Raw genomic sequence first — 18,369 nt, 5'->3', positions numbered from 1 at the left:
TTTAAAAATTTTGGACTGCAAAGGTATTAAAAAGGAAACAGTTTTTAGGGTCAGTTTTGTCTTTTGCCAATGTATTATTTAGAAAATCGGTGTAATACAAAAGTCATTCCTGCCAATAGAAAAAACGCAGTTACTTGGTGTAAAACGCCCAATGTTACAGGTACTTGGTATAAAAGTGTAAAAACCCCTAAGGTAAATTGTACAAGCACTAAAATCAATAATAGGTTAATGCCGTTTTTCTGCGGAACCGTTAGCTGCATTTTTCGCGCTTTGTACCAAATATAAAAGATTACCGCTACCACAATATACGCCAAGTAGCGATGCACAAATTGTACGCCGCTCTTTCCTTCTATAAAGTTTCGCCAAACGGGAACTTGTTCTGTGGTAACCGTTTCGTGTATCCATTTGCCGTCGCTCATCATGGGCCAAAAGTTGTGAATCCAACCGGCGTCCAATCCGGCAACAAAAGCACCCCAAATAATTTGAACAATAAGCACGCCCAAACCAACTCTTATGATGTTTCTAAAATGTTTGTCAACCTCTTTCTTAACAGGGTACCACAAGTCTAAAGCCACCCAGAACGTATATGCAAAAGTTAGAAAAGCAGTAGTTAAGTGCATGGCAAGCCTATAATGACTTACACTGGGCCTATCAATTAACCCGCTTTTTACCATATACCAGCCCAGAAAGCCTTGAAACCCTCCAAGGAATAGTAAAATTATAGCTTTTTTAACCGTTGGTTTGGTAAGCTGTTTTTTGAAAAGGAAATATAAAAACGGAATAATAAAAATAATTCCTAACAACCTCCCCAGCACCCTGTGGATATATTCCCAGAAATAAATATCCTTAAAATCTTCTAAATCAAAATGATTATGAAGTTTTTGATATTCAGGAAATTGTTTATAATGCTCAAATTCGGCAATCCATTCGGCTTCATTTAAGGGCGGAATGCTCCCAGAAATCAATTTGTAGCTGGAAATAGAAAGCCCCGAATGGGTAAGCCGCGTAATTCCGCCGACCACTACCATAATAAAAATCAATAAACAGCCAGTTAAGAGCCAATAGATCACTTTTTTGTTGTCTTTATTTGCCACAGCTTCACAAATTAAATTTTAATACTTATACATTTTTAACGGCAAAGTCCGCAAAGCTTTTAAATTTTCTCTTTGTGTTCTTTGTGTAAATCATTGTTTCCTTTATGGTTGAGTTTTTTTAATACCCTCAATCACTATTCCCTGCTATTAATCCAATTTCGCTTCCTTTTTTCAACATAAACTCTTTTGCAGCTTCGTATTCATTAGGGATTTCACCTTCAAGAATTGCTTCCTTTATAGCAGCTTTAATGATGCCTATTTCTCTTGAAGGCTTTAAATTAAAGGTTTTCATAATTTCCTCGCCCGAAACTGGAGGTTGGAAATTTCGAACTTGGTCGCGCTCTTCTACCTCTACAATCTTATTGCGAACCAATTGAAAGTTGGCGTGGTATCTTTTGTATTTCTTTGGATTTTTTGTTGTGATATCTGCTTCACAGAGCGTCATTAGATCTTCTACATATTCACCAGCGTCAAAAATTAACCTTCGTACCGCACTATCTGTAACATTACTAGCCAAAACAATAGGGCGGGAGCTCATCAATACCATTTTTTGAACAAATTTCATTTTGTCGTTTAGTGGCATTTTAAGACGTTTAAAAAGCTTGTACACCATTTTTGCGCCCACAAATTCGTGAGTGTGAAACGTCCACCCCAACTTTTTATCAAACTTTTTTGTTGGGGCTTTTCCTATATCGTGAAGCAATGCTGCCCATCGCAACCAAAGATTATCAGTGGTTTTTGAAATATTATCAACCACCTCCAAGGTATGCCAAAAGTTATCTTTATGAGTTTGTCCTTCTTTCTCGTCAACACCTTGTAAGGCAACTAATTCGGGTAAAATATATCCTAATAATCTAGTTTTATGCAGCAGTGCAAAGCCTTTGGAAGGTACGTTTGAAAGCAATATTTTATTCAGTTCAACAACAATTCGCTCTTTTGAAATAATCTTTATGCGTTTTGAATTTCGCGTAATAGCTTTTAAGGATTCATTTTCAATCTTAAAATCCAACTGGGTTGCAAACCGAATGGCACGCATCATCCGCAAAGGGTCATCGCTGTATGTAATATCGGGATCTAACGGGGTTCGGATTATTTTTTTCTGAAGGTCTTGAATTCCGTTAAACGGATCTAATAATTCTCCATAGTTATCACTGCTTAAACTGAGTGCTAGCGCATTTATAGTAAAATCCCTTCGGTTTTGATCGTCTTCTAAAGTGCCGTTTTCCACCGCGGGATTTCTGCTTTCTTCGGAATACGATTCTTTTCGTGCCCCTACAAACTCAAGTTCAATGCCGCCAGTTTTTAACATGGCGGTGCCGTAGGTTTTAAATACGGAAACTTTAGGTTTTCCCGGTAAGAGGTTTGCAACTTCCTTGGCTAGGTCAATCCCGCTGCCCACTGCAACAATATCAATGTCTTTGGCCTTGCCACGATCTAAAATATAGTCGCGAACGTAGCCGCCAATTACATAGCTCTCAAGGTTTAGGTTTGAAGCCGCTTTAGAAATAGTTCTAAAAATTGGGTTTTCTAAAGCAGATATATAAGTTTGTTTTGTCATTTGGTTTGCCACGAATGCACGAATATTTTTTTGTGTTTCTTAAAAAGAGAATTGTCACGAATCCTTTTTTATACTAACATAGATGAATGATTATTTCTTTTTATAAGTTTGTTTTGTCATTTGGTTTGCCACTAATGCACGAATATTTTTTTGTGTTTCTTAAAAAGAGAATTGTCACGAATCCTTTTTTATACCAACATAGATGAATGATTACTTCTTTTTATAAGTTTGTTTTGTCATTTGGTTTGCCACTAATGCACGAATATTTTTTTGTGTTTCTTAAAAAGTGAATTGTTACGAATCCTTTTTTATACCAACATAGATGAATGATTACTTCTTTTTATAAGTTTGTTTTGTCATTTGGTTTGCCACTAATGCACGAATATTTTTTATATTAATCCTAAAAGAGAATTGTCATGAATGGTTTTTAGACTAAAATTGATGGGTAATTTTCCTATTTTCGATGTGTTTTTTAAAATTAAGTGAATTATCATAAAAAATTGTTTTGTGTTTAGGATTACTCAATAACTTAAAACACGATTCTTTTATACTTTAAAACATCTCGATGAAAATTGATTAAAAGGGCAAGTTTACATCTAGATATTTTTAAATAATTCATACTCTAGCGCATCTTTATACACTATTTCAGAAAAGCCACCTCCAAGATTATTATGCACCTCAAATAAGCACCCTATTATATTATAACTTTCTTCTTTGTAGATTATGTTATTCATAATATTTTAATTCTATAGGATTAATTATTCTCGTTTAAAATATCACTATTCATTCTTATTTTTCGCAATCTTAATTTATTTAATTCTCAAACATTAGTGTACATTTTTATTTTCTCATATTTCAACTTCATTCGTGCATTCGTGGCACTATTTATTTCCGAATAACCTTGACGCTTCCATTATTCCCCAACTTGATAATTGCCGACGGTTTCCCAGATTTTTTTTCGTGCTGCAAATTTACAACATAGTCCACGCCCCCCAAAATTAAAGGGTCTATTTCGGTATAACTTCGCGGTGTTTTTGCTTCGGAAAAATTGGCTGAGGTTGAAACAATGGGTCTTCGGAACTTTCTAATTAGCTTTTTGCAAAATTCATCCTTTGCCACCCTGATAGCAAGCGAGTTGTCTGCAGCTATTATATTTTCCGCTACGCGAATGGGGTCGTCATAAATAATAGTAGTAGGTTTTTTGGCATATTTCAGAATGTCATAAGCTACTTCGGGGACGTCTTGAATATATTCATTGAGCATTTTGAAATCGCTTACCAGGCAGATCAAAGATTTTTTGTCACTTCTTTTTTTAAGCTGAAATACTTTTTCTACCGCATCTGCATTGGTGGCATCGCAGCCAATGCCCCAAACAGTATCGGTGGGGTATAGAATGAGGCCTCCTTTTTTTAAAACAGTTAATGCGTTTTCAATTTCGTTTTTCATAACAAGGGTTTTTCTCAATTCTTTTTTGGTTGAAATGTTGTCTTATAGGTAAAATGCATTTGCTTTGCCAGTCATTTTTTGGACAAGCCATAAATATGCATTGGCGATTATTATGCAAAGGTAAATGTAAATTAGTTTACACCTATTTATTTTATTAGAAGATGAACCACGATAAATTTCAATGTATTTAATTAAAGTTATCTCCTCTTTGGTATTTTTGAAACAAATAAATTCTGATGTACAAAAAAGTAAAGCATAAGCTTAGAAAGAAGGCTCTTGAACGTAAATTTCGAAGGGAAGAAAATTATTTAAGTTTAGCCGACTTTGATTCAACTAAAAAAGGCGTGCTTATCGTTGATTCTATGGTGCCGGAATATGATAGGGATTCAGGATCTCGGCGTCTTTTTCACATAATTGAGATTGTCCTAAAACGCGATTTCAATGTTTTTTTGATGGCGGACACCAATGAGTATCGGTTTAAGGATGAATATTGTCAAAAATATAAAGAGATGGGGGCAGTTGTGTATGTGCCTGGCTTAGATGGCAATAATAAATTGATTGACCGAGAAAAATCTATTCAGCTGATAGCGCCACATATAGATTTTGCTTGGCTCCATCGGCCCGATATTTTTTATAAGTATTACGAATTAGTCAAGAAACAATCTAACGCAAAGTTGATTTTTGACATGGTAGACTTTCATTATCTGCGATTAAAACGGAAGTGGGAGCTAAGCAAAGCCTCTGAGTTAGAACAGGAGATGAAGAAATACTTAAAAATGGAACTCCACAATGCTGAAATGGCAGATGTGGTCGTGCCAATTACAGCAGAAGATAAACGGGAACTCCTGCCATTGTTAAAGAAGAAAGTGGATATGGCAATAGTTGGAAATATCCATCAATTTAAACATGAAAATTTAGGTTTTCAAAATTTTGATCAACGCGAAAACCTCCTGTTTATAGGAAGTTTTATACATGCGCCCAACTTGGAAGCCGTTAGATTTCTTCATGATAAGATCCTCCCAATCTTGTTAAAGGAATTACCTGCTCTGAAAATTGACATCATAGGAAGTTATGCCCCTCAAGAAATTTTGGATCTCAATTCAGAAAACTTTAGAGTCTTGGGTTTTGTTGAGGATATTTCGGAGTTTTTCAATAAGGCGAAGTTGTTTGTCGCGCCACTAGCTTTTGGCGCTGGAATTAAAGGGAAAATCGGACAAAGTTTAGAGTTTGGACTTCCGTTGATCACTACTGAAATTGGTGCAGAAGGATTTGATTTTTCGCCTTATGAAGATCATATGATTGCATCAATGGACGATCCAATAGATTTTGCTGAAAAGATAATAGCGCTTTATAATGATGAAAAACTATGGCGGCAAGTAAGTAATAATTCTGAAAAGATATTGAAACCTTTTTCTTTGGCCCAAATAGAAGAAAATGTGACGAAAATCCTCACCTAAACTTAACTAAAACCTAATTCAGGTTAAACACTTTTTCCACCCAACCTTCCAAAGTATATTTTCGGTAAACTTCTTGCGGAATCGGTACGTAGGCGGTTTTTAAAAAGCTTTCAGGAATTAGTGGGTTTTCGGGGTCAATGATTAAAATGTTTTCGGGATTGTAGAAATCGAAATCCTGAATGTATTTATTAGAAGTAATGATTTTCTTCTGAAACCCCATTGCTTCAAAAACCCTAAAACTTATTCCGGTTTGGTCTATTCGCAGTAAATCTAGAACAGCCCTTGATTTAGCGATGTTTTCATGCAACTCGTCCTGATTCATTCTATCTTGCGAAAAAATAATATCCTCATGTAAGCTTTCAGGTTCTCTTTTTCCAACCAACAAAAAACGGGAGACCAGCTGTTGCTCCCTAAAATATTCCGAAATTTTATTTAAAGCAGCAAGGCGTTCGTCGATGGAAGTAATAGTAAAACAATCGTATTTTATTTCACGGTTATCTAATAGTGGTTTTTTATCAAAATAAATATAATTTGTAAGTGGTTTTAGGTTGTAAGTGGCTACGTCTTCTGAATCGAAAGAAAAAACCTCGTTAAATAGATCGATGTTTAAAAGATGCGAAATAGGGTTTCGTTTACTACTATCATAGAGATACGCAATATATCGGTTTGTAAAAGACTTTATCTTTTGGTGCGTAGCAATTGAGATTACTTCTGGGTTTATTACAAGAACTTGATCCTGTTTGCCCAGTGCAGCAAGTTCGTTTATAATATATTCTTCCCGCTTTATTTTTTTGATATTTCGTTTTAAAAAGAGCTTGCCAAAAAAGTTTCCAATACGATGGAATGGAGTAGGGTAGCTGTGTTTATAACTTCTAAGATTAATATGGTGCGCAGCTATGTCTTTTTCCCGAAGCGCATCAACAATGTGATGGTCATAGTTCCAAAAATCAAAACTGATAAGGCATATTTTCATAAGAGGATTTTGGTAAAAATAGAAATATTCTCGAATTAATAGCGAAAATGTATCTTTGGAAAAAGTTTGAAATGATCTTTGCAGCATATAAATCAAATACGCTAAAGAAATGAAAAAGATTCACGTCGGTTTTCTGTTGTCTTACGATTATGAAAATCTAAAGAAAGCAATTCCTCCTGTTTATAAGGAAGCCGATGCTATTTTTATTGCTGAAGATAAGGAGTATAGAACTTGGTCTGGTAAGAACTTTGAGGTCTCTCCTAGCTTTTACGAATGGATTGAAGAATTTGATACTGAGAAAAAAATACAGATTTATAAAGACGACTTCTATATTCCCGAACTTTCCGCCATTGAAAACGATACCCGCGAGCGCACCATGCTTTCTGAGAAAATGGGCCTTGGCAATTGGTTGGTGCAAGTAGATGCCGATGAGTATTTTGTAGATTTTTCAACTTTTGTTAAGTCATTGCGCAAGTATGATGCGTTTTTAAACAATCCCGAAAAGACCCCGGTTCAGATTGCTGGATTTCTTATCAATATGTATAAATACACCGATGATGGTTTGCTCTATGTTGACAACCCTACAAAGGTTTTGCTTGCTACCAATTATCCCGAATACACTTTTGCCCGTCAAAACCGAAAGCGAATTATCTATACCGATAATTTGTTGATGCACGAATGTATTTCTCGAAGTGAAGCCGATTTAATGACAAAACTTAAAAATTGGGGTCATTCTAAAGATTTTGATATTGAGCAATACGTTGAAAAGTGGCGTTCAGTAAACAAAGACAATTACAAGGAAATGCAAGATTTTTTCTATTTGCAGCCCGAAGGATGGAAAACCTTGGATTATATAGACACCAAAGATATGGATGAAATAAAGCGGCAGCTAAATGCAAAGCCAGAATTACACCCAACGTCTTGGTTTCTATTTAAAAAGAACATTGGACAATACTTTAAACACCTTTTTAAATGAAAACTTCCTTATTAATTTCCACCTATAACTGGCCGGAAGCCTTAGAATTAGTTTTGTTGAGTTTGGAGAACCAAAGCGTCAAGCCAGATGAGGTTTTGATTGCAGATGATGGTTCTACTGAAGCGACCAAACAATTAATTGGAAGTTTTCAAAGTAAAAACGAGGTTCCAATTCGGCATTTTTGGCATGAAGACAAGGGGTTTAGAAAGGCAATTATTTTGAATAAAGCGATTGCAGCGGCAAAAGGAGATTACATTGTTCAAGTTGATGGCGATTGTATAATGCACAAAGATTTTGTGCGCGACCATAAGGCAATGGCAGTTGCTAATGTTTATCTTTTTGGCAGTAGGGTCAATATTCAGGAGCAATTTATTCCGAAGTTATTTGCTTCACAAAAGATAACCTTCAGCTTCTTTGCCAAGGGAATTAAAAAACGCACCAGAAATCTTCGCGTACCAGCCTTGAGCAATCTTTATAAAACTACCGATGAAATTTCACATAAAATGAGAGGTTGTAATGTTTCCTTTTGGAAAAAAGATGTAGTTGCTGTAAATGGGTATAACGAAGCATTTGAAGGCTGGGGCAGAGAAGACTCCGAATTGATTATACGGATGATGCATAACGGCGTTTTGGGAAGGCGCTTGCGTTACCGTGGCATTGTTTATCATATTTGGCACAAGGTAAAGGACCAAAGCCGTTTTGAAATCAACGATAGTTTACAGGAAAAAGCGCTTGCTGAAAAAAGTAAATGGTGCGAAAAAGGGATTGATAAATATTTGTAGTTTTTACACTCAGTCAATTTTACGATACAACAGCCAAAGATTCACATATCGCTTAAATACCGAAAACGCACTTACATAGGCCAAAATAAACCCTTCCTTGCCATCAAGTATCCCCAATCTAATTATATATTGGTGCCAAAACCGATACCACGGCCTAAACAGAAAATGGTACAGGTTTGGCTTCTTGCCTTTTTTATAAAGCATTTTTGCTTGAAGCTTACTGTATTGGTGAAGTTTTGCCGTATAATGATCAAAAGATTTATAGGTGTGGTGCGGAACGCTATGGGTTAGTTTTTCGGTTTTGCCATCGGCGTCTATAGTTTCATGAACGAGGTTTGAATTGTAACGGCAGTAATTTTTATTAAAGAAACGAATTACAAAATCGGTTTGAAAGCCGCTGTATTTTATACGCTTCCCCATAAAGTTATAATCGCGTTTAACAAAATAAGCAATCGCTTTTGGGTTTTTAGCGATTTCTACAATTTCCTTTGCCACTGCTTCGGTTACCTCTTCGTCAAGATCAAAAAAGGTAACCCAATCGTTGTTTGCTTTGGAGATAGCAAAGTTTTTTTGTGCTGAAAAATTGTCAAATTTACGTTGGTAAACCCTAACTTTTTCGTGTTTTGAAGCCAATGCCACCGTTTCATCGCTACTAAAAGAATCTACAATCACAATTTCATCCACAAACCAAAGCCCTTTAAGGTAAGCTTCAATGTTGTGGGCTTCGTTGAGCGTAATGGCGAGCGCGGAGATTTTTGTAGGGGTTTCCAAAAAGAATTGTAATTTGCGTAAAAGTATAAATTTTAGCAATACAAAAACCCCAATATGGCAAAGCTTCCCATTTTAATGTACCATCATGTAATTTCTGGGGAAGGCGAGGGCTTGACCATATCGGTGAAGAACCTTGAAGAGCAGTTTAAATACTTGTCGGAAAACGAATTCCAAAGTCACCATTTAGCCGATCTAATGGATTTAACCGATTTACCTAAGGGCAAGAACATTGTTATAACTTTTGATGATTGTTACCTAAGCCATAAGGAAATTGCCTTACCCTTGCTTCAAAAATACAATTTAAAGGCCACGTTTTTTGCTCCGTTGAAATTTCTTGGCAACAAAGACGGATGGAATACAGGTGAGCTACCTATGCTCTCAGTAGCCCAATTAAAAGCTTTGGATCGAGAAACCATAGAGCTGGGGTTTCATTCGTTTCAGCATTTGGCGTATAGTGAACTTTCTGCTGCCCAGGTTGAGGCAGATACACGGCGATGTATTGAATTTATTGAGGAACATGATCTGAAGTTTTCGCCTGTACTGGCGTATCCGTATGGGAAATTCCCTAGAAAAGATCCCGAAAACAAGACGTTTAATAAAATACTGGCTCAAAATGGAATCCAATACGGACTCAGAGTCGGGAATAGGATAAATGACTTCCCTTTTAAGAATCCCTACCAAATTCAAAGAATAGATATAAAGGGCGAATGGTCCCTATCAAAATTTAAGCGTAAAATTAAATTCGGAAAATACCTTTAGAGAAACTTTAGGTTGCGGTGGTATTGCCAGTAATCTAAGGTTTTAGCGCATTCCCTTCTGAAGAAGCATTAATTTTACATACCGCTGAAATACGCCATAAGCATTGACTGCGGCTACGGTAAGTCCGGGAACTCCATCTCTAAATCCACCCTTTAGAATATAAGAGCTAAAAAAACGGTATCCCGGCTTGAAAATTAAGTGAAGCCAGGTAGTCTTTTTACCTTTTTTAAAAAGGTTAGTTGCTTGAAACCATGCGTAACGCTCTTTTTTAGTAATATAATTTCGCAGGCCTTTATAGGTAAAGTGGAGCATTTTGTTTTCCAACTTACCAACGCTACCACTACAATGTAATTTTTCGTGAACCGATCCCGTAAAATGGGCGCCTTCTCGCTTTACAAGTCGTAAAACATCGTCGCTGTGATGGTAGAGAAACCGATTCATATAAAAATGAGGGAAATTAATAAGGTAACCAGTGTGTTTGGGGTTGGCAATAGTTTCTAGAATTTCTGATTCCAAGGAATGCGTAACCCGTTCATCGGCATCTATAAAAAGTACCCAATCTCCAGTTGCTTCTTTTAAGGCGAAGTTTTTCTGGTTTGAGAAGTTATCAAATTCCCGCTGTAAGAATTTTGAAGCATGCGTTTGGGCAATTTCAGGTGTTTTATCGGTACTGAAAGAATCTACAACAATAATTTCATCAGCAAAAGAAACTGAGAATAGTGCATCTTTCAGATACGCTTCTTCATTAAAAGTGGGTATGATTACTGTGAGTTTTGGCATATTTTTGTGGCCACGAATGCACGAATCTCCTACAAGGTTTTAAAAACCTTGCAGGATATTCGTGTACTTATAAGGTTTCTTATAACTGATAGGTCTTTCTAAAATTATTCGTGAATTCGTGGCGGTTTTATTTTTTCCGAAATTACAACTTTTTTTAAACCTAAGGCAACTTGATAAATAACTTTATCTTTGCAAAGATGAAACGACTAGATACATCTATAATTATAAGTACTTATAATTCCACCGACTGGCTGGAAAAAGTCCTGTACGGGTACAATAATCAAACTTATAGGCAATTTGAAATTGTAATTGCGGATGACGGTTCTACCGATGAAACGCGCGACTTGCTCAAAATCATGCAGGAAGAGGTGTTTTTTCCTATCGTGCATGTTTGGCATGAGGACAATGGTTTCCAGAAATCACAAATTCTTAATAAGGCTATTTTACATTGCAATACGCCATATATAATTATGAGCGATGGCGACTGCATTCCGCGTAAGGATTTTGTGGAGCAGCACGTTAAATACAGGGAAGAAGGTTATTTTCTTTCTGGTGGCTATTTTATGCTTCCTATGAATATTTCTGAAACCATAACGAAAGACGAAATTTATACAGAAAAATGTTTTCAGCTTTCTTGGTTGAAATCGCATGGCCTAAAATCTTCTTTTCGAAACAATAAACTGGATTCGGGTTTTATCAATCCAAGATTGCTTAATTCTTTTACGCCTACTAATCCTAGTTGGAATGGGCACAATTCCTCAGGTTGGAAAGAAGATATAATTGCTGTAAATGGTTTTGACGAACGTATGCAATACGGTGGCCAAGATCGTGAATTGGGAGAGCGACTCACAAATTTAGGTGTAAAAAGCAAGCAAATTCGCTACAATGCCATCGTGTTGCACCTTGATCATCCGCGCGGGTATAAAAACCAAGACTCCATTAATAAGAACTTGGCAATTCGGAAGCAAACCAGAGACGAAAAAAAGAAATGGACTTCCTTTGGAATAGTAAAAGAGTAGTATTCGTACTATTTGAGGATAAACTTGAAGCTTATTTCTGCTTTTGTATGCTGTAAATTCATCTTACAATAAAGGAAATCTTTACAGCGCTACACCTTTGAAGCTGTCAATAAGTGATGCTCTAAAAAAGGTCTTAACTTTGAAAGTATCATTTCTGGGGTCAATTCCTTATAAAGCGAATGTGGGTCTTCTTCAATTCCGCGACGTTCCTCCAAGGTAAAACTGCTAAAGAGATTGGGCTTTTCTTCCATTAAATGGATTGAATCATGGTGTTTTTTGTCTTCAAAACTGCTCCAGTGCTCCTTGTTTACATAAGGCGAATATATAGTAAACGTAGGGATGTTGACGGCTTTTGTAATGTGTACGCTACCCCCTTCGTTGGAAACCAATAGGTCGCATTTATTTACCAGTTTTATAAACCCACGAATGTTGTCTTCATAAATATCTAGGTTTATGAGGTCTTTATCGCGGCACATTTCGTACACTTTTAAGGCTTCCGCTTTTTGGTCTGGCATATAATTAAAGAGAATCGTGCCGTGGTAATTCTCGGTTATATAATTTATTAGTTCGACCATATATTCATAAGGCATCGATTTTTGAGGGGTGCTGCCTAAAATGCCCAACATGATTATAGGCTTGGGTAAGGAGTCAATTCTGCTGTAGTTTTTTTCTTCCGCTGTCAAGAATATTTTTGGGGCGTATTCGGGTTCCTTCAGCTCAAAAACAGAGGTTATCATGTTAATTCGGTCTTCAATTGCCTTTCCGCAGGTCTTGGAACGATTCTCTAAAAAACTAACCGGATGCGTATAAAAAGGAAGCTTTAATTCTTTGTGGGCGCGTTTGAGCCCTATTCTATACCTAGCACCGGAAAATAGGCAAATCAGCCTGCTTTGAAGCTTGGAATACGGGTCAAAAATAATGTCGTATTTTTCCTTTTTAATCCTTAAAATAGTCTTCAGTAGGGCTAAATAACTCTTTAGCTTTTTTTCATTAACCGCAATAACACGGTCAATATTCGGGTTATTTTCCAATACGCCCGCAGTGTATTCATATACAAAATAGGTTACCTCACTATTCGGAAATACCTTTTTAATATTGTTGGCAATAACCGAGCTTATTAGCACGTCGCCAATTCTTTTATTCTGTATTACGAGTATTTTCTTCATACGCATTGTCTCCCCAGACCGCTAATCGTTATCGTCGGAAAAAATTATTTGCCTTAAAATTCTTCCTTTTAGGGTTGGGGCAAGAATCTTAATGGATTACCTTCGCAAAATACCTTTTATTTTACAAATGCGAGAGAATTTTGTAATTCATCCTAATTATGCCCACTTGGCTACAAAGCTAAGTGATGTACTTCACAATTTTTCAGAAAAAGGAGAATATGTGACACAAGGGGATCGAAATATAATTAAAAAAGTAGCTATTGAAGGTGTTACGGTCAATATTAAGAAGTTTAAAACGCCCAATGGCTTTCAATCTTTTGTGTATCAATTTCTTCGGAAAAGTAAGGCAAAACGATCTTTTGAATATGCCTCAAAACTAATCGGTTTTAATATCAAAACACCCTTTCCTATTGCTTATCTAGAAGTATTCTCTGGCGGACTCAAGGAAAGTTATTATGTAAGCGAACACGTGGATTACGATTTTGATTTTCGCGAATTAATTCATAATCCAAGCTTTAAAAACAGAAATGACATTTTAAAGCAGTTTACCAACTTCACCTTTAAGCTGCATGAAAACGGTGTGAATTTCTTGGATCACTCTCCGGGAAATACCCTAATCTTAAACAAGGGAAATGATGTTTACGACTTCTACCTGATAGATTTAAACCGGATGCGATTTGAGTCTATGGACTTTAAAAAACGAATGCACAACTTTAGGCGGCTTTGGCTTTCAAAAACCATGGTTAAGGTAATGGCAACCGAATACGCTAAGCTTTACGGCAAGCGTTATGACGAAACCCATGCGTTAATGTTGCAATATAGCCGCCAGTTTCAAAAAAAAGTAAACAGCAAAAAACTCCGACGCCGAAAAAGGTGATTAAAACTTATACTGTAAAGCAGTATTGGTTTTTGCCAAAAGTTTTCGCTTATTAAAAGTCTTGTCTAAAGCGCTATTTATTTACCTTTTGCACATCAATTTCACTTAAATTCTCAAGATAGCTACGCCCCGAAGCTGAATCGGACCCCACGACCACTAAAATGCGCTCATTCATGGCTTCAAATTGCTTTCCAAAAGTGGAAAGAACAATGTAGGTAGTGTTCCCAATTTCAGAATTAAACAATTGATCCCAAGAGTAAACCAATTCGGTGCCAGCTGTGTTTTTCAAGATAAAACTTAGCTTTTTTAGCTCGTTGGGATTATTTACGTTATAGCGTTGACCTTTTAATAAATCTTTTAGCAGAACTCCTTTTAGCTGTGTAGCAGTGCTTCCAGAGGCGGCGCGATATTTTGTAACAATAGCCTGGTTGATTTCTTTAGACTCAAACTTTTTAAGAAAGTCCAAATTGAAGTTCAGCTCGTTCTTTATTGCTCCCTGTACCATAAAACTGTCTGTTGCCTTAGTGCTGTTTTGGGCACAAAGCGAAGCTGTAAGTAAAAGCAGAAAAATTGTCGATAGTTTTTTCATGGTATATGTTTATAATTAGTTAGCTAAGATAAATTAAAATTGATCAAATTAATACTATTAAACGGCAACATTGTATTCGCGAAGCGCATCATTCAAAGATGTTTTTAAGTTGGTGCTTGCCTTCCGCTTACCAATAATTAACGCACAGGGTACTTGATAATCTCCAGCTGGAAATTTTTTAGTATAACTCCCCGGAATAACCACCGAACGCGCTGGCACATAGCCTTTAATTTCTTTTGGCGTATCTCCGGTTACATCAATAATTTTTGTTGAGGCGGTAAGCACAACGTTAGCGCCAAGAACAGCTTCCTTTCCAACGCGAACCCCTTCTACCACAATACACCTTGAGCCTATAAAAGCATTGTCCTCTACAATTACTGGAGCGGCCTGCAACGGTTCTAAAACACCACCAATGCCAACGCCTCCACTAAGATGTACATTTTTACCAATTTGCGCGCAACTGCCTACAGTGGCCCATGTATCTACCATGGTTCCTTCTTCTACATAAGCCCCAATATTTACATAGCTTGGCATAAGGATTACGCCTTTTGAAATATAGGCGCCGTAACGTGCAACCGCATGCGGTACTACGCGAATGCCTTTTGTTTCATATCCCGATTTTAAGGGTATCTTATCGTGGTATTCAAAAATGCCCACCTCTAAAGTCTTCATTTTTTGGATGGGGAAATACATAACAATGGCCTTTTTCACCCATTCGTTAACCTGCCAGCCTTCGGTGCCATCTTCGGCAGTGATTGGTTCTGCACAGCGCAGTTCGCCATTATCACACAAGTTAACCACTTGGCGTATGGCTACAATTGTTTCGGTTTCGGTAAGTAAGGAACGGTCTTCCCAGGCTTTTTCTATAGTATTTCGAAGTTCGGTCATGGTATATTAAAATATTTTATGTGAAGCAGAGCACCAAAATTAATATGCAACAGGTATCTAAATTATGGTTCTCAGTCTAGTTTCCAATTTCCACAAATATAAAACCTCCAAACCAATTAACTAGGGATTTTTAGCATACTATTTCCGAAACCCTTATTTTTGCGCATAATATGGGAAGAATTTTAGCTTTAGATTACGGTAGTAAGCGCACAGGTGTTGCCATTACAGACGAAATGAAGCTGATAGCTTCAGGTTTAACAACCGTACCTACTGCTGAATTAATGGATTTTTTGAAGAATTATATCGCTTCGGAAAAAGTAGAATTGGTCTTGGTGGGCGAACCCAAACAAAAAGACGGTACTCATTCCAGCATTGAGCCTGAAATTCAAAAGTTCTTAAAAAAATTTACCAAACTTTTTCCCAACCTGGAAGTAAAACGAGTTGATGAGCGGTACACGAGTAAAATGGCCTTCCAGACCATGATAGACAGTGGCTTAAAAAAGAAGAAACGACGCAATAAAGCCCTAGTTGATGAAATTAGCGCCACAATAATTTTACAAGAATATCTTTATAACAATTAACGAATACCGAATAAGGAGGAAAGAGTAGAACATAAAGAGTAACAAATTGACTTCTGGTTTTAAAGCATCAAGAGCTTGGAACGATACTTATTCTTCATTAAAAATTAGACAACACAAAAATGATTTTACCAATAGTTGCTTACGGCGATCCCGTTTTAAGAAAAGAGACCAAAGAAATTACGAAAGATTATCCAAAACTGGATGCGCTTATAGAAAACATGTTTGAAACCATGTACGAGGCGCACGGTATTGGCCTTGCAGCACCACAAATTAATATGCCGCTGCGGTTATTTATTGTTGATGCAACCCCATTTAAGGACGATGAAGACCTTACCGAGGAAGAGCGCAGTTTTTTGGGAAGTTTTAAAAAAGTGTTTATCAACGCACAAATTGTGGAGGAAACCGGAGACGAATGGGCCTTTAATGAAGGATGCTTGAGTATCCCTGATGTGCGTGAAGATGTTTTTAGGCAGCCGGAAATTGTAATTGAATATCTAGACGAAAACTTTAAAAAACAAAAAGACACGTATAAGGGGATTGTCGCCAGAATAATTCAGCATGAATACGATCATATTGAAGGCGTTCTTTTTACCGATAAACTTTCGCCTTTAAAGAAACGATTGATAAAAAGCAAGTTGACAAACATTTCAAAGGGAAAAGTAAATATTGATTATAGAATGAAATTCCCAAAAGCAAAAAAGAAACGTTAACAGGCTTGTGTATATGGATGAAACCAAAGATATTTGCAACCTTGAAAAAAAATAAATAAACTTTATGAGCTTAGAAAAAGTGCTTTCAATTGCCGGGAAACCCGGTCTCTACAAACTTAAAACGCAGACCCGTGCCGGCTTTCTTGCAGAATCGTTATTAGATGGCAAAACCATTAACGTAAGCGGACGCCATAATGTTAGCTTGCTTTCTGAGATTGCTATTTACACCTTGACGGAAGAAGTGCCGCTTAGAGAAGTTTTTAGTAAGATTTCTGAAAAAGAAGACGGTAAGGAAACAATCAACCACAAAGTAGCTAAAGAGGAGCTCGAAGAATTTTTCTTTGAGGTTATGCCAGATTACGATGAAGATAGAGTTTATGTAAGCGATATAAAAAAGGTCGTGCAATGGTACAACCTGCTCGTGAAAAATGGACTGACAGATTTTTCCGAACCAACCGAAGAACCTGCAGAAGAAGCAGAAGAAGCAGGTGAAGCGGCCGAAGTCAAAGATGAAGCATAAGCCGAAAGCGATACAATACCAAAGATAATTCTTGTTAAAAGAAGTTGCAAAAAGTACGGCTTCCCGAAATAAGTAATTTGGTACGGAACTACTTAGTTATATTTATACTGAAAAATCCCTTAATCCAATTTGGATTCTGGGATTTTTTTTGATCTATGTGTTATGTAGCACTATAGATGTGTATAAAAAGTTTAAATTGTCATTATAAATTTGAAAATACCAACAATGAAAACCTCCCGAGAACACCAATTAAAAGCCTTTGATAGATTGTTAACCATTATGGACGAGTTGCGAGAGCAATGCCCATGGGACAGGAAGCAAACCATGGAAAGTCTTAGGCATTTAACCATTGAAGAAACCTATGAACTGGGCGATGCTATTTTAGATAATGACCTTGAAGAAGTTAAAAAGGAACTTGGCGACGTGCTTTTACACATTGTTTTTTACGCAAAAATTGGCAGTGAGACGGATGATTTTGATATAGCCGATGTATGTAATTCTATTTGCGAGAAACTAATCTCCCGCCATCCCCATATCTATGCCGATGTTGAGGTTGCCGACGAGGAAGAAGTAAAACGAAACTGGGAAAACCTAAAGCTAAAAGAAGGTAAAAAAAGCGTTTTAGAAGGGGTGCCAAAATCCCTACCGGCTTTGGTAAAAGCGAGTAGAATTCAAGAGAAGGTTGCAGGGGTAGGCTTTGACTGGGAAGAACCGCAGCAGGTTTTTGAAAAGTTGCAAGAAGAGCTGGGCGAGTTACAGCATGAGGTTACTGCAAACAACCAAGACAAGATAGAGGCCGAATTTGGCGATGTTTTGTTTTCAATGATAAATTATGCCAGATTTCTCAATGTGAATCCCGAAAATGCCTTAGAACGAACCAATAAAAAGTTTATAAATCGCTTTCAGTACTTAGAAGGGAAAGCAAAAGAAATGAACAAATCTTTACAAGAAATGACCTTGGAAGAGATGGATGTTTATTGGAATGAAGCAAAACTTTTGTAGAGAGGCTTCAGCGTTCAGTAAATCAGTAAACAGTTGCCATTATATTTTTTCACCCCTTACTTACAAACAACCCTCTGTGCCCTCTGTGCCTCTGTGGTAATTAGTGGGTAGAGCGTAGTTGGCTGAAACAAACCATTCCCCTTCGGGGGCTAGGGGTTCTCTTTTTTAGTAATTCAATAAATCAGTAAGCCGTTGCCATTATATTTTTTCACCCCTTACTTACAAACAGCCCTCTGTGCCCTCTGTGCCCCTGTGGTGATTAGTGGGTAGAGCGTAGTTGGCTGAAACAAACCATTCCCCCTTCGGGGCTAGGGGTTCTCTTTTTTAGTAATTCAGTAAATCAGTAAACAGTTGCCATTATATTTTTCACCACCTGCTTACCAATATCTCTCTGTGCCCTCTGTGCCCCTGTGGTGATTAG

The 18,369-nt window shown here is 37.0% G+C and carries 20 protein-coding genes; 10 read left to right on the top strand and 10 right to left on the bottom strand.

What is annotated here, in order from left to right; all coding sequences use genetic code 11:
* Nucleotides 1–74: 74 nt before the first annotated feature.
* The 4 genes from QPK98_RS06760 to QPK98_RS06745 form a co-directional block, all read right to left on the bottom strand.
* Nucleotides 75–1,094: a COX15/CtaA family protein gene (locus tag QPK98_RS06760; RefSeq protein ID WP_310992341.1), complete on the bottom strand. Its 1,020-nt coding sequence runs from the start codon at nucleotides 1,092–1,094 to the stop codon at nucleotides 75–77.
* A gap of 127 nt (nucleotides 1,095–1,221) precedes the next feature.
* Nucleotides 1,222–2,652, bottom strand: coding sequence for a CCA tRNA nucleotidyltransferase (locus QPK98_RS06755; protein WP_310992340.1), 1,431 nt, complete (start codon nucleotides 2,650–2,652; stop codon nucleotides 1,222–1,224).
* Nucleotides 2,653–3,248: 596 nt separating this feature from the next.
* Entirely contained in the window at nucleotides 3,249–3,386 is a 138-nt protein-coding gene (locus QPK98_RS06750; protein WP_310992338.1) for a GxxExxY protein, read from the bottom strand.
* 151 nt (nucleotides 3,387–3,537) lie between these two features.
* The gene (locus tag QPK98_RS06745; RefSeq protein WP_310992337.1) at nucleotides 3,538–4,098 is read right to left on the bottom strand and encodes an L-threonylcarbamoyladenylate synthase; all 561 of its coding nucleotides are present in this window, start codon (nucleotides 4,096–4,098) and stop codon (nucleotides 3,538–3,540) included.
* Between the two features lie 236 nt (nucleotides 4,099–4,334).
* Here QPK98_RS06745 and QPK98_RS06740 point away from each other — a divergent pair, with 236 nt between their 5' ends.
* A complete protein-coding gene (locus QPK98_RS06740; protein ID WP_310992336.1) occupies nucleotides 4,335–5,555 on the top strand; it encodes a glycosyltransferase in 1,221 nt (406 codons plus the stop codon).
* Between the two features lie 13 nt (nucleotides 5,556–5,568).
* On the opposite strand, the gene QPK98_RS06735 is transcribed toward QPK98_RS06740, so the two are convergent.
* Nucleotides 5,569–6,528: a WaaS/CpsH family glycosyltransferase gene (locus QPK98_RS06735; RefSeq protein ID WP_310992335.1), complete on the bottom strand. Its 960-nt coding sequence runs from the start codon at nucleotides 6,526–6,528 to the stop codon at nucleotides 5,569–5,571.
* Between the two features lie 109 nt (nucleotides 6,529–6,637).
* Here QPK98_RS06735 and QPK98_RS06730 point away from each other — a divergent pair, with 109 nt between their 5' ends.
* A complete protein-coding gene (locus QPK98_RS06730; protein ID WP_310992334.1) occupies nucleotides 6,638–7,504 on the top strand; it encodes a hypothetical protein in 867 nt (288 codons plus the stop codon).
* Complete coding sequence (locus tag QPK98_RS06725; RefSeq protein WP_310992333.1) at nucleotides 7,501–8,286, top strand: glycosyltransferase family 2 protein; 786 nt, start codon at nucleotides 7,501–7,503, stop codon at nucleotides 8,284–8,286. Before QPK98_RS06730 ends, QPK98_RS06725 begins: the two co-directional genes overlap by 4 nt.
* 9 nt (nucleotides 8,287–8,295) lie before the next feature.
* On the opposite strand, the gene QPK98_RS06720 is transcribed toward QPK98_RS06725, so the two are convergent.
* Nucleotides 8,296–9,057, bottom strand: coding sequence for a glycosyltransferase family 2 protein (locus QPK98_RS06720; protein WP_310992332.1), 762 nt, complete (start codon nucleotides 9,055–9,057; stop codon nucleotides 8,296–8,298).
* 54 nt (nucleotides 9,058–9,111) lie between these two features.
* Between QPK98_RS06720 and QPK98_RS06715 the strand changes: the two genes are divergently transcribed.
* On the top strand, nucleotides 9,112–9,816 hold the full coding sequence (locus QPK98_RS06715) for a polysaccharide deacetylase family protein (protein WP_310992331.1): 705 nt from the start codon (nucleotides 9,112–9,114) through the stop codon (nucleotides 9,814–9,816).
* 42 nt (nucleotides 9,817–9,858) lie between these two features.
* Here QPK98_RS06715 and QPK98_RS06710 read toward each other — a convergent pair whose 3' ends face one another.
* A complete protein-coding gene (locus tag QPK98_RS06710; protein WP_310992330.1) occupies nucleotides 9,859–10,596 on the bottom strand; it encodes a glycosyltransferase family 2 protein in 738 nt (245 codons plus the stop codon).
* A gap of 197 nt (nucleotides 10,597–10,793) precedes the next feature.
* Between QPK98_RS06710 and QPK98_RS06705 the strand changes: the two genes are divergently transcribed.
* A complete protein-coding gene (locus QPK98_RS06705) occupies nucleotides 10,794–11,615 on the top strand; it encodes a glycosyltransferase family 2 protein (RefSeq protein WP_310992328.1) in 822 nt (273 codons plus the stop codon).
* An 89-nt stretch (nucleotides 11,616–11,704) separates the two neighbouring features.
* On the opposite strand, the gene QPK98_RS06700 is transcribed toward QPK98_RS06705, so the two are convergent.
* Entirely contained in the window at nucleotides 11,705–12,781 is a 1,077-nt protein-coding gene (locus tag QPK98_RS06700) for a glycosyltransferase family 9 protein (RefSeq protein WP_310992327.1), read from the bottom strand.
* Between the two features lie 127 nt (nucleotides 12,782–12,908).
* Between QPK98_RS06700 and QPK98_RS06695 the strand changes: the two genes are divergently transcribed.
* On the top strand, nucleotides 12,909–13,658 hold the full coding sequence (locus QPK98_RS06695) for a lipopolysaccharide kinase InaA family protein (RefSeq protein WP_310992326.1): 750 nt from the start codon (nucleotides 12,909–12,911) through the stop codon (nucleotides 13,656–13,658).
* 73 nt (nucleotides 13,659–13,731) lie between these two features.
* Here the strand turns inward: QPK98_RS06695 and QPK98_RS06690 are convergent, their stop codons facing one another.
* Both QPK98_RS06690 and QPK98_RS06685 read right to left on the bottom strand, forming a co-directional pair.
* A complete protein-coding gene (locus QPK98_RS06690) occupies nucleotides 13,732–14,247 on the bottom strand; it encodes a hypothetical protein (RefSeq protein WP_310992325.1) in 516 nt (171 codons plus the stop codon).
* Between the two features lie 57 nt (nucleotides 14,248–14,304).
* Entirely contained in the window at nucleotides 14,305–15,135 is an 831-nt protein-coding gene (locus tag QPK98_RS06685) for a 2,3,4,5-tetrahydropyridine-2,6-dicarboxylate N-succinyltransferase (protein WP_310992324.1), read from the bottom strand.
* A 170-nt stretch (nucleotides 15,136–15,305) separates the two neighbouring features.
* Here QPK98_RS06685 and ruvX point away from each other — a divergent pair, with 170 nt between their 5' ends.
* The 4 genes from ruvX (at nucleotide 15,306) to mazG (ending at nucleotide 17,948) form a co-directional block, all read left to right on the top strand.
* Nucleotides 15,306–15,716: a Holliday junction resolvase RuvX gene (ruvX, locus tag QPK98_RS06680; protein WP_310992323.1), complete on the top strand. Its 411-nt coding sequence runs from the start codon at nucleotides 15,306–15,308 to the stop codon at nucleotides 15,714–15,716.
* 119 nt (nucleotides 15,717–15,835) lie between these two features.
* Nucleotides 15,836–16,426: a peptide deformylase gene (gene def / locus QPK98_RS06675; protein WP_310992322.1), complete on the top strand. Its 591-nt coding sequence runs from the start codon at nucleotides 15,836–15,838 to the stop codon at nucleotides 16,424–16,426.
* A 64-nt stretch (nucleotides 16,427–16,490) separates the two neighbouring features.
* Complete coding sequence (locus QPK98_RS06670; RefSeq protein WP_310992321.1) at nucleotides 16,491–16,946, top strand: DUF5606 family protein; 456 nt, start codon at nucleotides 16,491–16,493, stop codon at nucleotides 16,944–16,946.
* Nucleotides 16,947–17,171: 225 nt separating this feature from the next.
* Nucleotides 17,172–17,948: a nucleoside triphosphate pyrophosphohydrolase gene (mazG, locus tag QPK98_RS06665; protein WP_310992319.1), complete on the top strand. Its 777-nt coding sequence runs from the start codon at nucleotides 17,172–17,174 to the stop codon at nucleotides 17,946–17,948.
* The last annotated feature ends 421 nt before the right edge of the window (nucleotides 17,949–18,369 follow it).

Source organism: Aequorivita marina, from assembly GCF_031631895.2.
GTDB classification, from domain to species: Bacteria; Bacteroidota; Bacteroidia; order Flavobacteriales; family Flavobacteriaceae; genus Aequorivita; species Aequorivita marina.
This window is presented reverse-complemented; position numbering and strand designations above follow the sequence as displayed.

Excerpts from the sequence above, each read along its gene's own strand:
- QPK98_RS06695 (WP_310992326.1), top strand. The coding sequence starts at position 12,909 with ATGCGAGAGAATTTTGTAATTCATCCTAATTATGCCCACTTGGCTACA.
- QPK98_RS06750 (WP_310992338.1), bottom strand. The coding sequence starts at position 3,386 with ATGAATAACATAATCTACAAAGAAGAAAGTTATAATATAATAGGGTGC.
- QPK98_RS06700 (WP_310992327.1), bottom strand. The coding sequence starts at position 12,781 with ATGAAGAAAATACTCGTAATACAGAATAAAAGAATTGGCGACGTGCTA.
- QPK98_RS06670 (WP_310992321.1), top strand. The coding sequence starts at position 16,491 with ATGAGCTTAGAAAAAGTGCTTTCAATTGCCGGGAAACCCGGTCTCTAC.
- QPK98_RS06690 (WP_310992325.1), bottom strand. The coding sequence starts at position 14,247 with ATGAAAAAACTATCGACAATTTTTCTGCTTTTACTTACAGCTTCGCTT.
- QPK98_RS06710 (WP_310992330.1), bottom strand. The coding sequence starts at position 10,596 with ATGCCAAAACTCACAGTAATCATACCCACTTTTAATGAAGAAGCGTAT.
- QPK98_RS06755 (WP_310992340.1), bottom strand. The coding sequence starts at position 2,652 with ATGACAAAACAAACTTATATATCTGCTTTAGAAAACCCAATTTTTAGA.
- def (WP_310992322.1), top strand. The coding sequence starts at position 15,836 with ATGATTTTACCAATAGTTGCTTACGGCGATCCCGTTTTAAGAAAAGAG.
- mazG (WP_310992319.1), top strand. The coding sequence starts at position 17,172 with ATGAAAACCTCCCGAGAACACCAATTAAAAGCCTTTGATAGATTGTTA.
- QPK98_RS06705 (WP_310992328.1), top strand. The coding sequence starts at position 10,794 with ATGAAACGACTAGATACATCTATAATTATAAGTACTTATAATTCCACC.
- QPK98_RS06715 (WP_310992331.1), top strand. The coding sequence starts at position 9,112 with ATGGCAAAGCTTCCCATTTTAATGTACCATCATGTAATTTCTGGGGAA.
- QPK98_RS06685 (WP_310992324.1), bottom strand. The coding sequence starts at position 15,135 with ATGACCGAACTTCGAAATACTATAGAAAAAGCCTGGGAAGACCGTTCC.
- ruvX (WP_310992323.1), top strand. The coding sequence starts at position 15,306 with ATGGGAAGAATTTTAGCTTTAGATTACGGTAGTAAGCGCACAGGTGTT.
- QPK98_RS06725 (WP_310992333.1), top strand. The coding sequence starts at position 7,501 with ATGAAAACTTCCTTATTAATTTCCACCTATAACTGGCCGGAAGCCTTA.
- QPK98_RS06740 (WP_310992336.1), top strand. The coding sequence starts at position 4,335 with ATGTACAAAAAAGTAAAGCATAAGCTTAGAAAGAAGGCTCTTGAACGT.
- QPK98_RS06730 (WP_310992334.1), top strand. The coding sequence starts at position 6,638 with ATGAAAAAGATTCACGTCGGTTTTCTGTTGTCTTACGATTATGAAAAT.
- QPK98_RS06745 (WP_310992337.1), bottom strand. The coding sequence starts at position 4,098 with ATGAAAAACGAAATTGAAAACGCATTAACTGTTTTAAAAAAAGGAGGC.
- QPK98_RS06735 (WP_310992335.1), bottom strand. The coding sequence starts at position 6,528 with ATGAAAATATGCCTTATCAGTTTTGATTTTTGGAACTATGACCATCAC.